Source organism: Marinobacter sp. LA51 (genome assembly GCF_030297175.1).
GTDB classification, from domain to species: domain Bacteria; phylum Pseudomonadota; class Gammaproteobacteria; order Pseudomonadales; family Oleiphilaceae; genus Marinobacter; species Marinobacter apostichopi.
The window spans coordinates 207,973-222,021 of the sequence record NZ_AP028070.1 but is presented as its reverse complement, the minus strand read 5'-3'; the positions used below and the strand labels follow the sequence as shown (position 1 = coordinate 222,021).

14 protein-coding genes are annotated in these 14,049 nt (G+C 59.5%); 5 read left to right on the top strand and 9 right to left on the bottom strand.

Annotated features, from left to right (window positions below; translation table 11 throughout):
- Positions 1-9 precede the first annotated feature (9 nt).
- From QUE89_RS00970 to QUE89_RS00950, 5 genes are all read right to left on the bottom strand, one after another.
- A complete protein-coding gene (locus QUE89_RS00970; RefSeq protein WP_286221439.1) occupies positions 10-588 on the bottom strand; it encodes a porin family protein in 579 nt (192 codons plus the stop codon).
- A 141-nt stretch (positions 589-729) separates the two neighbouring features.
- A complete protein-coding gene (locus QUE89_RS00965) occupies positions 730-2,031 on the bottom strand; it encodes a glycerophosphodiester phosphodiesterase family protein (RefSeq protein WP_286221438.1) in 1,302 nt (433 codons plus the stop codon).
- A 169-nt stretch (positions 2,032-2,200) separates the two neighbouring features.
- Complete coding sequence (locus QUE89_RS00960; protein ID WP_286221437.1) at positions 2,201-2,983, bottom strand: MetQ/NlpA family ABC transporter substrate-binding protein; 783 nt, start codon at positions 2,981-2,983, stop codon at positions 2,201-2,203.
- A gap of 19 nt (positions 2,984-3,002) precedes the next feature.
- Positions 3,003-3,680, bottom strand: a complete 678-nt coding sequence (locus tag QUE89_RS00955; RefSeq protein WP_286221436.1) for a methionine ABC transporter permease — start codon at positions 3,678-3,680, stop codon at positions 3,003-3,005.
- Positions 3,680-4,687 (bottom strand): methionine ABC transporter ATP-binding protein, encoded by a 1,008-nt coding sequence (locus QUE89_RS00950; RefSeq protein WP_286222942.1) that lies wholly within the window; start codon positions 4,685-4,687, stop codon positions 3,680-3,682. Before QUE89_RS00950 ends, QUE89_RS00955 begins: the two co-directional genes overlap by 1 nt.
- 197 nt (positions 4,688-4,884) lie before the next feature.
- On the opposite strand from QUE89_RS00950, the gene QUE89_RS00945 reads away from it, so the two are divergent.
- On the top strand, positions 4,885-6,306 hold the full coding sequence (locus QUE89_RS00945; RefSeq protein WP_286221435.1) for an HDOD domain-containing protein: 1,422 nt from the start codon (positions 4,885-4,887) through the stop codon (positions 6,304-6,306).
- 6 nt (positions 6,307-6,312) lie between these two features.
- Here the strand turns inward: QUE89_RS00945 and QUE89_RS00940 are convergent, their stop codons facing one another.
- Both QUE89_RS00940 and QUE89_RS00935 read right to left on the bottom strand, forming a co-directional pair.
- Positions 6,313-6,999 carry an anti-sigma factor gene (locus QUE89_RS00940; protein ID WP_286221434.1) on the bottom strand — a complete coding sequence of 229 codons (687 nt, stop codon included), beginning with the start codon at positions 6,997-6,999 and terminating at the stop codon, positions 6,313-6,315.
- A 2-nt stretch (positions 7,000-7,001) separates the two neighbouring features.
- On the bottom strand, positions 7,002-7,559 hold the full coding sequence (locus tag QUE89_RS00935; protein ID WP_286221433.1) for a sigma-70 family RNA polymerase sigma factor: 558 nt from the start codon (positions 7,557-7,559) through the stop codon (positions 7,002-7,004).
- Positions 7,560-7,712: 153 nt separating this feature from the next.
- Here QUE89_RS00935 and QUE89_RS00930 point away from each other — a divergent pair, with 153 nt between their 5' ends.
- The 4 genes from QUE89_RS00930 to QUE89_RS00915 are packed head-to-tail and all read left to right on the top strand — an operon-like array spanning position 7,713 to position 11,763.
- A complete protein-coding gene (locus tag QUE89_RS00930) occupies positions 7,713-9,182 on the top strand; it encodes a DUF4331 domain-containing protein (RefSeq protein WP_286221432.1) in 1,470 nt (489 codons plus the stop codon).
- 13 nt (positions 9,183-9,195) lie between these two features.
- Positions 9,196-9,432: a hypothetical protein gene (locus QUE89_RS00925; RefSeq protein ID WP_286221431.1), complete on the top strand. Its 237-nt coding sequence runs from the start codon at positions 9,196-9,198 to the stop codon at positions 9,430-9,432.
- Positions 9,416-10,630 (top strand): tetratricopeptide repeat protein, encoded by a 1,215-nt coding sequence (locus QUE89_RS00920; protein ID WP_286221430.1) that lies wholly within the window; start codon positions 9,416-9,418, stop codon positions 10,628-10,630. Before QUE89_RS00925 ends, QUE89_RS00920 begins: the two co-directional genes overlap by 17 nt.
- Entirely contained in the window at positions 10,627-11,763 is a 1,137-nt protein-coding gene (locus QUE89_RS00915) for a HupE/UreJ family protein (RefSeq protein ID WP_286221429.1), read from the top strand. The genes QUE89_RS00920 and QUE89_RS00915 overlap by 4 nt, the downstream gene beginning before the upstream one ends.
- Before the next feature lie 50 nt (positions 11,764-11,813).
- Here the strand turns inward: QUE89_RS00915 and QUE89_RS00910 are convergent, their stop codons facing one another.
- Positions 11,814-12,425 carry a hypothetical protein gene (locus QUE89_RS00910; protein ID WP_286221428.1) on the bottom strand — a complete coding sequence of 204 codons (612 nt, stop codon included), beginning with the start codon at positions 12,423-12,425 and terminating at the stop codon, positions 11,814-11,816.
- Between the two features lie 123 nt (positions 12,426-12,548).
- Complete coding sequence (locus QUE89_RS00905; RefSeq protein ID WP_286221427.1) at positions 12,549-14,042, bottom strand: amidase; 1,494 nt, start codon at positions 14,040-14,042, stop codon at positions 12,549-12,551.
- Between the last annotated feature and the right edge of the window lie 7 nt (positions 14,043-14,049).

Genomic DNA, 14,049 nt, shown 5'->3' with positions numbered 1-14,049 from the left:
GCTTGTGGCTTAGAACTGGTACTTCAGACCTACCCGACCCGTATCAAACTCAGGCCCATCGTTGGTGACCTGGCCGTTGAAGTCATCCTCGTCGATGTCCACGTTATAGTGGTTGTACTCGGCAAACGCGGTCAGCTGGCGTGTGACCCGGAAATCAACACCAGCGCCGACAAATGGACTGACCTCATCGTAGGTTTCGTCTTCATCAAACGCGTCAACATCGAACGCTGATGCAAAGGCACCCACCTTACCGTATACACCGAAGCTGTCTGTCAGCGGAAGGCGGCCAATGGCACTGAGTCCTGCGCCCTTCAGCTTGCCTTCGACGTCGTCTTCACCAAAATTACCAAAGTCGATGTACTCTGCTTCCAGGGCAAAGTACGGATTGAACTGATAGCCCAGAGCTGCGCCGAGCATGTCGTTTTCATCCTCGAATTCACCGCCGTGGGCCTTGTAGCCACCGTAGCTACCGCTGATGTATGGCCCGGCCTGCTCACGATCAACACCAGACTGTGCCCATACAGCTGGCACGGTGAACGCAGTTGCAGTTAGAACCGTGGCACAGGCAAAACGGGTTGTGGTCTTCATAAGGCAGTCCTCCAAGTAAGTTCAGATGTCGTCCTTTCTATCAGGCAATCAGTCACCTACGTCGCGATTGCTTGGACTAACCCTAACCGGATTCCTGCCTTTCCGGGGTTAAAACCGGGCTACAATGTTGTCATCTTCTGTTCATTTCGGACCGTTCCCCTTGCCCGCGAACCCCATGCAGTTGGCGTAGAAAGTCGTCGTCGCCGGCCAGTCGGAGAAGACTCCGATAACGCCAACCTCCCGTGCCAGAACATCAAGAACGGTCAGCATGTCGCCGTCGTTGTTGATGGCGTCGGTCACGCTCTGGTAGTACCAGCCGCCGCCTTCAGGCAACGGACCACTGCGCTCCAGTGACCAGGCGATCATATTGAGGCCAGCCGTGCTGGCATTCCTGGCGTATTCCGACGGTACAATTTCCTGGTGGCCGTTCAGTGTCAGCATCTTCCAGATCGCCGGTGCCAGAATGTTCACGCCCTGTTTCTTCAGGCCCTCCATATAGGCCAGGGAACTGTTGGACTCCGTGTGCGCAGCTTGATCAAGGAACACCGCCTGACGGCCATAGCGCGGCGTTTTATTCACCCAGAACAGAACGTCATCCAGATTGAACGATTGCGGCCAGACATCATTCGGGGTCACGCCGGCTTCGCGATACTCGGCGATCAACTGTCGAGCATAATCCTGCTGGCTATAGTCACCCTCGAATGGCATGTCCACCACCGGCGTTTTCAGTTCCGGCGTGAACTTCACCCCGAGGGTCTTGAACAACTCGATGCTCTCCTTGTGACTCATCAAGGTGCCACGTGAGGAGTAAAGATCCGTACGCCAGTCCGCGGTACCGCCGACATACTCCTCCGGCGTGGTCGCCATCGGGTCATAGGCATCCATCTTGCCGTTCAGCGACTTGAACTCTGCCAGAGTGATGTCACTGGTCCGGCATTCCGCCTGCGCCTCCTGGCCGCTGCCCGGATCTGCCGGCACAAACGGCTGGGTGCACTTGGCATTCAGTTCGGGCACGGTGACGATGTTGGTGGTGGTGTGAAGATCGTTCTGGGCATGACGGCAGACCAGCTGCCGATCTTTGGTAAAAGCCACATCGCACTCAACAATACCTGCACCCATGCGGGCGGCCGCAATGTAGGATTCACGGGTATGTTCCGGGAACTGCAGCGGCGCGCCCCGGTGTCCAATGGAAAAATCGGTGCGTTTCATAGTCTTGGTTCGGCAGGACTGCAGGCGCTGTTTCAGCGGGCCCTCATCCATATCATCCACCAACCAGAATGGTCGCGGCCCGACCTCAACAGACGCCCGGGCTTTGCCGTGGTGACCACCTTTGTGCTGCGCGGGCTCAGACCAGTTTTGGGAATCCTGGGAATGAGACGAGGCCTGGGCAAACGCCAAGGGCATCGAACACAACACCATGCCTACCAGTATGCGTAACTTCATATCCAGCTCCTTTTGAAATGAATGTACTGACACCTCAGTGTTAACACGCAGGGTTACGTTAGCATGACCCTTATCTGACAGGTGGTTGGCGACAGGCCAAAAAAAAGCCAGCGGCCCAAGTCCGCTGGCTTTTCTATAGGACAACCGCCGCCCGCGAGGGCGGCCTTTATCAGAATGCCGGAACGACGGCACCCTCATAGCTGTCCATGATGAAGGCCTTCACCTCATCGGAGTTCAGAGCCGCGGCCAGCTTCTTCATCGCTTCGCTGTCCTTGTTGTCCGGACGGGCAACCAGAATGTTCACGTAGGGCGAATCAGAACCTTCAATCACCAGCGCGTCTTCAGTCGGGTTCAGGCCCGCTTCCAGCGCATAGTTGGTGTTAATCAGGGCCACGTCGACCTGGTTCAGGATGCGCGGCAGCGTAGCGGCTTCCAGTTCCTTGAAGTCCAGGTCTTTCGGGTTGTCAGCAATGTCACGGGGTGTCGCAGTGATCTTGCTGGAATCCTCAAGGGTGATCAGGCCAGCTTTCTGAAGCAGCAGCAGGGCACGACCACCGTTGGTGGGATCGTTGGGAATGGCAACGACTGCGCCGTCTTCCAGTTTTTCCAGAGAATCAATCTTGCTGGAATAGGCGCCGAACGGCTCTACGTGGACACCCGTTACAGTGACCAGCTCAGTACCACGGCCAGCATTGAATTCATCCAGGTACGGCTGGTGCTGGAAGAAGTTGGCGTCCATACGCTTCTGGTCAACCTGGATGTTGGGCTGGATGTAATCAGTGAATACTTTTACATCCAGCTCCACGCCCTGCTCGGCCAGAGCTGGCTTTACGAATTCGAGGATTTCGGCGTGCGGCACCGGCGTTGCTGCCACGGACAGTTCTTCGGCGGAAGCCGCAACAGAGAAAGTTGCCGCTGCGGCCAGCACAGCCATTGATTTCTTGAGGTTCATAGAGGATCTCCTGTTTGAATTATTTACGGCTGAAATGCAGCACCAGGCGGTCGCCCAGCATTTGCAGCAATTGAACAAAAATCACCAACAACGCCACGGTAATGACCATGACATCGGTCTGAAAACGTTGGTAGCCAAAGCGGATCGCCAGATCGCCCAGACCACCGCCACCAATCACGCCGGACATCGCAGCGTAGGACACCAGAGTGATCGCGGTGACGGTTATGCCCGCGATGATACCTGGCAGCGCCTCTGGCAAGAGGGCGCCGAACACGATCTGTTTGACGCTTGCACCCATCGCCTGGGTCGCTTCGATAATGCCGCGATCAACCTCGCGCAGCGACGTCTCCACCAAGCGCGCAAAAAATGGCGCTCCGCCTGCAACCAGAGGCGGTATGGCACCGGCCACGCCCAGCGAGGTACCAATCAGCATCACCGTGAACGGAATCATCACGATCAGCAGGATGATAAAGGGCACCGACCGTAGCACGTTCACCACGAACGATAACACCGCGTAGGCCGCCGGCTGCGCCAGCAACTGGCGTTTGCCAGTGAGGAACAGCAGCACCCCGATCGGCAAACCAATCAGCACACTGAACAGCAGGGACATGCCCACCATGATCAGGGTGTCCCAACTGGCCAGGCCAATCTCTGACCAATCGACGTTACTCAACAGTCCATCCATCAAGGCTTCCATCAGCGCAGCACCTCCACGTGAACATCGGCGGCTTTGAGCGCGCTCATGGCAACATCAAGATCGCCACCGACCAGCGACAGGGTGAGCTGCCCATAGGGCGTGTCCTTGATGTGATCTATACGCCCGGACAGGATGCTGAAATCGACACCGGATTCGCGGGCCACACTGCCCAGCAGCGGCTTGTAGGTGGCATCGCCCTTGAACGTGAGTCGCATGATACGACCCTTGGCCTTCTGCAGATCTTCCTGCATTTCCTCGCTGTCGATGCTCTCGCTTTCGAACACGAAATCCCGGGTGGTTGGGTGTTGCGGATGCAGGAACACCTCGCTAACCGGCCCCATTTCCACCACGCGCCCAGCGTCCATCACCGCGACCCGGTCGCACACCCGGCGCACCACGTCCATTTCATGGGTGATCAGAACGATGGTCAGACCCAACTCGCGGTTGATGTCCGCCAGCAGCCTCAACACCGACTGGGTGGTTTGCGGGTCCAGGGCGCTGGTGGCTTCATCACACAGCAGGATGGTCGGCCGGCAAGCCAACGCACGGGCAATACCGACACGCTGTTTCTGGCCGCCAGACAATTGCGACGGGTATTTATTGGCGTGGTCAGTCAGGCTGACCCGAGCCAGCAGTTCCTGCACCCGGTCCCGGATTTCGGCTTTTGAGTAGATACCCGCCAGCTTCATGGGAAACGCGATGTTGTCGGCTACAGTTTTCGACGACAGCAGGTTGAAGTGCTGGAAAATCATTCCAACCTTGCGCCTGAATGCGCGCAACTCCGACGCGCTGTAGTGGGTGATGTTCTCATCGTCGATCAGGATCCGACCGCCGGAGGGCGGCTCAAGCAGATTGATCAGACGAACCAGCGTGGACTTTCCCGCGCCGGAATGACCGACGATGCCAAATACCTCGCCGGTTTCAATGGTCATATCAGTGGGATGGAGCGCGGGGATCGCCCGGCCGTCCACCTGATACGACTTCTGTACCTGGTCAAATACAATCACGGTCAGCGCCTTGTGGGTGCAGCGATTAAAGCCGGCGATTATAGCCCATTCGGGCGCCAAACCCGAATCCGGGGCATGTCGCCCGTGTGGGTAGTTGCCCTTACACAAACCGTTACCTGACACCCACTCCCGCGGTGCATTAGACTGACTTCAAAGGCGCTCCGAATCCCAACAATCACCGCCCAGAGACCACCACTGTGACCACTGACAACAAAACCACCCCTGCAAGGATGACGTCGACCCAAGCCTGGGTGACCTATCTGAGCAAGGTAGAATTGCCGGTTCTGGCCAACACGTTGCGGCGTATCAATGAATTGGCCGACAACCGCAACAGCACGGTCAACGAGTTGGCCAGCGTCATCCTGAACGATGCCCAACTCACCTCCCAGGTGCTACGGCTGTCCAACACCGTGTTCTATAACCAGACCCGGACCCAGGTCAGTACCGTCAGCCGCGCCATCACCCTGATCGGCTTTGATGCGGTGAAATCCATGGCCATTTCATCTCTGATAGTCGACGCCCTGTTGCAACGCAACGACCGTCCGCACCTGTTGCGCTGCCTGGCCCGGGCCATTCACGCTGCGGTTCAGGCTCGGTGTCTGATGCCCAAGCGCAACGAAACCGCTCTGGAAGAGGTGTTTATTGGCGCTCTGCTGATGAACATCGGTGAACTGGCGTTCTGGTCCTGCGAAACCGATCAGGCCAACGAACTGGAGCAGCGGCTTCGACTGGACGAGGCTCCGGTGCCGGCACAAAAAGCAGTGCTGCATTCCACCTTTACCGAGATCACCCGTGGCCTGGTCGAGGCCTGGTCACTGGGCCCGTTTATCCGGGATGTGGTCTCACCGGGACCAGCCAATTCCCCGGCCGCCAGCCTGGTACGCCATTCGGTGGAAATGGCCCGGCTTTCAGAACAGGGCTGGAGTGGCGCCGAGATGGACAAGATGCTGGAAGAGTTAGGCAGGGACATCGACGACAACCCGGCGACCGTTCGAGACCGGATCAAGGTCAACGCCTCAGAAGCCGCACGAGTGGCGGTTTCCCTCGGCATTCCCCAGGTCACCGCGCTGATGCCCGGTAATCGCAAAGCCGATGACCAGCCCAAGGCCCAAGCCCCGGTAATGGATCCTGAATTACAATTGCAGATCCTTCGGGACCTTACCCATAGCCTGGCCGAGGAACCCAATATCAATGAGGTCTGTGAGCTGGTGATTGAGGGCATACACCGGGCCATCGGCATGCAACGGGTTGCCCTATTGATGGCAGATCGGGACGGACAGACTCTGGTGCCACGAAAACTCAGTGGCCGGGGCACTGAACGCTGGCGCGACCACCTCACCATCGCAAAGAACGGCAGTGGAATACTGGGCGGCCTGTTACCGGAGAATGGCTGTTTCATCTATCGGCCAGGAACAACACCGGGGTCGGTCAACTACGACCGCTGGCTAGGTCGGGTGCCGGCCTTGATCGGGCCATTGCGGGCCGGTAATCGCCTGGTGGGATTGTTCTATGCGGACAACGCCGCCGGCGATTACACACCCTCCGAGCAACAGCTGACGGCGTTCGGACACTTCATCCAGAACGCCCAGCTGTGCCTGACCCTGATGGCCGCCCGCTAGGCGGCGTCAGAGCTCATACAGTTTGGTTACGTGCAGAATTGGACCGGTGGGGGCACCCGTCGGCGAGCCGCCCACGGGCTCCAGGCTGATCGCCAGGGTACGGCTCTGGGACAGTGCTGTCCGGGCCTCATCGGTCAACGTGACCTGATGCACGCCGCCCGCCGGAATGACCCCGAGCGATAGCGGCTGGCCCTGTTCGGGCACAATCCAGAGCTCGTAATCCTTACCGGCATCAGCCGCGCTGGCCGCAATCGACCGCAATTTCAGCAACCGGTCCGGCCCAGACTCACTGACCAGCCAGAGCGGATCACTGACATCGGCCTGGACAATCGCGCCAGAAAGCTGGGGTGAAGGCGCCGGCTGCTGCACAATCAATACCGCCAACATGACAGCTGCCGCTGTCGCCAGCAGACTCCAACTCGGCCATAACCAGCTCAGGCCTGAGCGGGCGCGTTTACCCGACTCCGCTGCTTGCGGCCACAACCGGCGTTCAATCGCCTGCCAGACGGACTTGGGTGGTTCGACTGGCTGCACTTCCGCAGACAGCTGGCCCAGCTTCTGTTCCCAGAACCAGACCTCCTGACGCACCCGGCCCGACTCCATCATCCAGCGCTCGAACCGACGGCGGGCCTGACCATGCAGAGAACCCAGCACATACTCTGCCGCCAGAATCTCAATTCGCTCCCTTGTCATTCTCATTTCTCGAGACACCTCTTGAGGGCAATCAAACCGCGTCGAATCCAGCTCTTGACCGTTCCGATCGGAGAACTTAATGCCTGCGACAGTTCGTCGTGGGTCAGGCCCTTGTAGTAAGACAGCAAAATACTGTCCCGTTGCACGTCGCTCAGCTCATCCAGACATCCGCTCAACTGGGTCGCACCAGCACTGCGGAGCGATTCATCCAGAGGACCTGCGCGCTGGTCCTCCACATGTTCGAGATGTTCCTCACCAGCGTGTTGGCGAACCTTTCTGGAGCGCATTAAATCCAGCGTTCGATAGCGGGCAATCGTCATCATCCAGCCCAGAGGCGTTCCACGATCGCTGTGATACTCACGGGCGTGGTGCCAGATCTGGATGAATGTCTCCTGCAAGGCTTCTTCCGCCAGCTCCCTCTGTCCGGCCAGTTTCAGGCAAACGCCAAACATTCGACCGGCAATCAGCTCGTACATCCGCTGGAACGCTCGCCGGTCCTCGTGGGACACCGCAATCAAAAGGCGCATCAGATCATCCTGACTGGCGTCAACTTGAGACATTTGAGCTCCACTAATCGTTGTTTTTGGTACGCGCCGACTCTCGAGTGAGATGCAGCACAGGGTTCGAATTTATTTTTAGTTGGGGGTGCATCTCTATCACACGGCTGCCCGTTGCTTCTCTTGCACAACCCAACAATAGACGAGGAACACGCAATGAACACAGCCACAAAACGCTCGGCCCTCGCAATCGCCGTAGCGGGAATCTGTTTAGGCGCCAGCCTGAGTCAGGCGTCCAGCCACCGGGAAGCTCCGTTCATCACTGAAGTTCCAAAAGTAGACGGAACCGATTTTTACATGTTCCGCAGTTATGAAACAGGCCGCGAGGATTTCGTGACCCTGATTGCCAACTACCTGCCGCTGCAAGATGCCTACGGCGGGCCGAACTATTTCGATCTCGATGAAGACGCGATTTACGAGATTCACATCGATAATGACGGCGATGCGGTTGAAGATCTTACGTTCCGTTTCGAGCCCTCAGACGTGTTCAACGACATTCAATTATCGGTCGGAGACGCCGGCGCCGAGGAGATGGTGTCCGTACCACTGAAGAACATCGGTGACGCAACCGCAGACGCCAATGTTCAGGCTAGCCAGGAATACTCGGTGAAAGTTATCCGCGGCGACCGCCGCACCGGCACCGTCCAGACCGCTACCAACGCCACCACCGGCATGGACAGCTTCGACAAGCCGCTGGACAACATTGGTGGCAAATCATTTACTGATTATGCGGGCTATGCCGATGGCCATATCTACGGCATTAACATTCCTGGCTGCAGCATTAACGGCAAGGTATTTGTCGGCCAGCGTAAGGAAGCTTTTGCTGTGAACCTCGGCGAAATCTTCGATCTGGTCAATACCGACCCCCTTAATGCAAACCGAAGCAATGAAAATCCTGGCGACCTGGCCGACAAAAACGTCACCTCCTTTGCCCTGGAAGTGCCGACTGCCTGCCTGACCGGCACTGCGGCCAATTCCAGCGGAGAGCCAGTGATTGGCGCCTGGACCACGGCCAGCGTGCGTCAGGCTCGCGTCCTCAATCCAGCCCCGACCTCTGATGGCAAAGGCGCGACAGTTGAAGGCGGCGCCTACACTCAGGTGTCCCGTTTGGGCATGCCACTGGTCAACGAGGTGGTTATCGGCCTGAAGGATAAAGACCTGTTCAACGCCAGCGAGCCCAAGGATGACGGCCAGTTCGCGACCTACGTCACTCACCCGACATTACCTGAACTGCTTGAGATACTGTTCGGCGTCACCGCGCCCAACAACTTCCCACGAACTGATCTTGTATCAGTCTTCCTCACTGGCGTCGCCGGTGTAAACATGCCGGTCGGAGTGACCACGTCGGAAATGCTACGACTGAACCCGGCCATCGCTGCCACACCCGCAGCGACGCAAGATGACCTTGGCGTTCTGGGAGGCGATAACGCCGGCTTCCCCAACGGCCGCCGTCCGGTTGATGACACCGTAGATGCGGCTCTGCGCGTAGCTATGGGCGTGCTCGCTGACCCAAGCGATGCTCCTGATGGAATGCTGCCGTACACCGATGGAGTGCAGCTGAATGCTATGGAACTCAGGACGACCTTCCCGTACCTGGCAACGCCGCTGGCCGGCTCACCCAACTGATCAGGAGATCGTCATGAGTAATCTACTCAAAATGACTGTACTGGCTGTCTCGGGACTGATCTTGGCGGGCTGTTCCGACAGCTCCAATAACCGGGTCGAGCGGCCGGATCCGTCAGTGGATTTCACCACCTTCGTTAAAGCGGAAATTGCCAATACCAGCGATACCCGTGCGGCGGTGGAGATCAACGACACGGACTTCAGCTTCAACGATGAAAACGACCCGCAGGCCTACGATGACCTGTTCCGTTAAGAAGACCCTTCGCCGGGGCGACATCCGTCGTCGTCCGGCGATTTTTCTCCCTGCCCTCCGGGGCAGGGCTTTTTGGCTTGGGCTCAGCCTGGCCGGATCACTGCAGGCAACACCAGCAGTAATTGCCGCGCCGAACCCAATCCAAAACGATTTCTCGGACGATGCCGTGTTGGCAACGCTGCCTGAAGTGTCGCCCAACCTGAACTCTGTTCCCAAGAATGTCGATGAATTGGCTGATGAAGTACAACAGCTGATCGGACAGGCCCGGGAAACCGGCGATCCCCGATTCCTGGGCTACGCCGAGCGCCTGCTGCAGGAGTGGCCGCAGGCCGACTTTACCGATCGGCTGCGAGTTCTGCGCGCCACCCTGGCCCAGAGCCTGCACCGTTTCGATGCCGCCCGGCAGGATCTCCAACAAGTACTGCAGACCACCGAACAGCGTCAGCAGAAGATTCAGTCCCGGCTGACCCTGGCCAATCTTGAGCTGGTACAGGGCCGCTACACCGAAGCCCGCCAGCACTGCCAGGCGCTGGCCGATGTTTACCCGGGACTGATTGCCGCCAGTTGCCTGGCGCAAACTGAAGCCCGAACAGGCGATGCCGAGTCCGCCTACCGGCGCTTGCAGAACCAGCTCGCTTCAACCTCAAACACCGATCCAATCAGCCGACTCTGGGCCGAGGGAACACTGGGAGATCTAGCGGCTCAACTGGGCCTGGACTCCGCAGCAGTCCACTGGGGCAGTGTGCTTCAACACGCACCTGATGATCTGTATACCCGGGCACAACTGGCAGACTGGCAGCTACAGGCCGGCAACCTCCGGGCAACCCTGGCACTCACCAAAGGCTATGACCAGGTCGACGCTCTGGCGGTTATCCGGGCCATTGCCCTGCGCGAAGCCGGGGCCCCGGAGGCAGACGCCCTGACAGACTCTCTACGGGAACGGTTCGCGGAAGCCCAGTGGCGCGGCACGCTATTACATCAGCGGGATTTCGCCCGCTTTCAGCTCGACATTGAGAATCGCCCAGAACTGGCCCTGAAGCATGCGCTGGCCAACTGGGAGACCCAACGCGAGCCACTGGATACCCGTTTGGCACTGCGAGCTGCACAGAGTGCCGGAGACCCGTCCGCTTTGAAGCGACTACACCAGTGGCTGGCGCAGTACGATCAAACTGACCAGCGCTACCCGGAGGCACCGTGACGCTCCAAATCGCTTCCATACGCCTGCTGACCGTGATTCTCTGGCTGCTGGCGCTGGCCAATCCCGCGCTGGCCCACAAGGCCAGTGACAGCTTCATGTACCTGGACACTAACTCCGGGCACTTCCGGATCGACGTGGCTCTGCGGGACCTGGCCCTTTTAGTCCCCCTCGATACCAACCGCGATGGGGAGGTGACCGGTGGCGAGGTACGTCAGCATCGAGGGTCGATTCTAAACGCCATAGAGGCTGGGATTACGCTGTCTGCCGGCAACTCCGCGTGCGAGCTGCGGGGCCAGCAGTGGGGCATAAGCGAACACAGCGATGGCGCTTACGTCGCTACCCGTTACCAGGTGCTCTGCGACAGCGGCCAGGCCCCGGAACGCCTTGAGTATCATCTGCTATTCGAGCAGGACAGCCTGCACCGCGGGCTGATTCAGATCAGTACCGGCGGCGAAGCGTCGCTGGCTGTGGCAGGGCCAGACAGCCAGACCGTGGATCTACGCCCGGCAAGCCAAGCGGGCCTCTGGCACAGCTTCGCCACGTTTCTCCAGGAAGGCGTGGTGCACCTGCTGATCGGCCTGGATCACATCCTGTTTTTGCTGGTGCTGGTGCTTCCGGCCAGCCTCGCGCGTAACCGGGCAGCCACTGCGGCCCGGCGCTGGCTTCCCAACCGATCCCAGGTACTCGAGCTAACCGCCGTGGTCACCGCCTTTACGGTTGCGCACTCGATCACCCTGGCACTGGCGGCCCTGAAGATCGTGAGCCTGCCCATTGCCTGGGTGGAAACGGTGATTGCCGCCTCGATTGCGGTGGCCGCGGTGAACGTCGTCTGGCCCGTACTTGGGCGTAAAACCTGGCCCCTGGCCTTTGGCTTTGGGCTGATTCACGGCTTCGGCTTTGCTAGTGTGTTGTCGGACCTGACCTCTGGCACCGCCAATCTGGCCGTCGCCCTGGCAGGCTTCAATGTCGGCGTGGAACTTGGCCAGCTGGCACTGTTGGCGATCTGTTTCCCACTGCTCACTCTGCTGGCACAGGCCACCCCGCTCTATCGGCGGGCGCTGGTACCACTCACCCTGCTGGGAGTGATTGGCGTCAGTCTGATGTGGGTGTGGGAGCGCGTACCGGCCATCTAGCGGGCAGCTAGAGGCCGGTACAGGTTAAGAAAGGACTTAACTGGCGTTGCTTAGTGCAGCGCTCTCAGCTCTCTGGGGTAGAGGGCTGCGCTGACTTCCGGTTCTTCAAGAAGATCAGCCAGTTCCCGATCAACGTCCGTTTCCTGGCCTTCGTCGGGCAGTGGCTCGAACAAGGTGCTGAGCCAGGCCGCAACCGACGGGGCTTCGTGCCGTTTATAGTCGGTGGACAGCGCCTTGATTCGGCGGAAGCCGACAATGCGCTGATGCTTGGGATCCCGAATCTGCTCGAACCCCCGCCAGTACACATGATCTCGGGTGTGCAGCTGGACGAACAGGGTATCGATCGGGCTGTTATCGGAGGCGTCTGCATCAGCGTCGGCATGCTCCGAATCACTGTCCGGCGCCATTTCCGGGTTTTTGTGACGAATGGTGGTCCAGGCTGGGTACAGCACGGCCACTGCATCCGCTTCCACATGCTCGCGGGCGGCGCGGAGGATCAGTCCCCAGCGGGCCTTGTCGGCATCGGTTTCAAGGGAGTTAATGGGCAAGTCGTAGCTTTGTTCACTGGACAGGACGATTGCCATCATCGGGGCGTCTAGCTCCCCCATTGCCTCGGCCTGTGCTACTGACACCAGATCATCGATTGCCATCGGTTGGTTCATAATACGCTCGCCTCCTCGATGCCATCAGGGTCGTTCAGGAAGGAAGGAACCTTCCTGATTGACAGCATAGCCTGTTCCGCACACAAAGATAAACGTGGAGTTTCCGCAACCGGATCACAACCCCTAGCCGTCAAATTCGTTATCCAGGCGCTCGTATTGGCCAAACCAGGGGTTTGCTTCTTCCAGCTGGGCGGCTAGTTGCAGCAGCCGGGCTTCATCACCGTGGCGGCCACCAAACTGGACCCCAACCGGTAAACCGGACTGGGTCCAGTGCATGGGAACCGACATCGCCGGGGTGCCTGTCAGGTTAGCCAGCTGGGTAAACGGCGTGCGAGCCAGGCTCTCCATCGCCATCTGATCCACCTGGCCGGTGCGGTGCACCAGCTTCCCCGCTTTCAGCGCCAACATCACTTTGGCCACCAGTTTCAGGTGCGCCGGTGTATCCAGCTCGCCGATCCGGGCCGGAAGCTGGCCGGTGGTCGGACACAGATAGAGATCATAACGGCCAAAGAAAGCACCCAGGGCACGGGAAAAGTCATTCCAGCGCTGACGGCGCCGAACGTAATCAGGCAACGGCATGGTGTTGCCCAGCATCCCGATCAGCCGGGTATCCAGCTCAAAGCTGTCATCCCCGGCACCAAACTCCTCGCGAGCCCGGGCCATCATCGCGGACACCTCGCCAAAGTAGAGCCCGAGGTAGCAGCGAGCCAGCGCGATGCCGTCGTAATCCGGGCGGGCGTATTCCACCTCGTGACCCAGGTTTTCCAGCACCCGCGCCGTGGCTTCCACGGCGGCAACGCAGTCCGGAGCCACGTCGGTCCCGTAGGGCGATGCCGTGAACACACCGATCTTCAGGGTGCCCGGAGACTGCTGGATCAGATCCCGATACCGGCCCTCTGGCGCCGGGATTTGAAAAGGATCGCCGGGGGCCGAGCCACCGAGGACATCCAGCATGGCCGCGCTATCGCGAACCGTGCGGCTGACCACATGGTCAGAAGAGGCGCCCGTCCAGGCCTCACCCACCAACGGGCCACTGGAAATGCGGCCCCGGGAGGGTTTGAGACCGAACAGGCCGTTGTAGGCCGCCGGAATGCGAATGGAGCCGCCGCCATCGTTGGCACCGGCCATGGGCACCACCCCCGCAGCCACCGCCGCACCGGAACCACCACTGGAACCACCGGGGGTGCATTCGGTTTGCCACGGGTTACGCGATGGCCCCCACAGCTCAGACTCGGTCACCGCTTTGAGCCCGAATTCCGGAGTCGCGGTGCGGCCCAGGAACACCAGGCCAGCCTCCCGGGCACGCCGGACAAACTCGGAATCCTGAGACGCAATATTCCGGGTCAGGCTCCGGCTGCCATAGGTGCAGGGATGACCCGCCTGCTCCTGAGCCAGGTCCTTGAGCAACAGCGGCACTCCCGAGAACGCCGCCGAGGCCGGAAACTCCTGTTCCAGGGCTTCTGTGAACTGGGGGTGGCAGATGGCGTTCAGCGAGCCGTTGACCCGGGTTGCCCGGTCTATAGCCGCCTCACACACTTCCCGGGGCGTTACTTCGCCGCGCTGAATCAAATCCGCCAGTGCGGTAGCGTCATACCTCAGATATTCTGATTGCTTCATGAGCGGT

Coding starts and splice junctions, on each gene's coding strand:
- QUE89_RS00970 (WP_286221439.1), bottom strand. CDS start 588: ATGAAGACCACAACCCGTTTTGCCTGTGCCACGGTTCTAACTGCAACT.
- QUE89_RS00965 (WP_286221438.1), bottom strand. CDS start 2,031: ATGAAGTTACGCATACTGGTAGGCATGGTGTTGTGTTCGATGCCCTTG.
- QUE89_RS00960 (WP_286221437.1), bottom strand. CDS start 2,983: ATGAACCTCAAGAAATCAATGGCTGTGCTGGCCGCAGCGGCAACTTTC.
- QUE89_RS00955 (WP_286221436.1), bottom strand. CDS start 3,680: ATGGAAGCCTTGATGGATGGACTGTTGAGTAACGTCGATTGGTCAGAG.
- QUE89_RS00940 (WP_286221434.1), bottom strand. CDS start 6,999: ATGACAAGGGAGCGAATTGAGATTCTGGCGGCAGAGTATGTGCTGGGT.
- QUE89_RS00935 (WP_286221433.1), bottom strand. CDS start 7,559: ATGTCTCAAGTTGACGCCAGTCAGGATGATCTGATGCGCCTTTTGATT.
- QUE89_RS00930 (WP_286221432.1), top strand. CDS start 7,713: ATGAACACAGCCACAAAACGCTCGGCCCTCGCAATCGCCGTAGCGGGA.
- QUE89_RS00925 (WP_286221431.1), top strand. CDS start 9,196: ATGAGTAATCTACTCAAAATGACTGTACTGGCTGTCTCGGGACTGATC.
- QUE89_RS00920 (WP_286221430.1), top strand. CDS start 9,416: ATGACCTGTTCCGTTAAGAAGACCCTTCGCCGGGGCGACATCCGTCGT.
- QUE89_RS00910 (WP_286221428.1), bottom strand. CDS start 12,425: ATGAACCAACCGATGGCAATCGATGATCTGGTGTCAGTAGCACAGGCC.
- QUE89_RS00905 (WP_286221427.1), bottom strand. CDS start 14,042: ATGAAGCAATCAGAATATCTGAGGTATGACGCTACCGCACTGGCGGAT.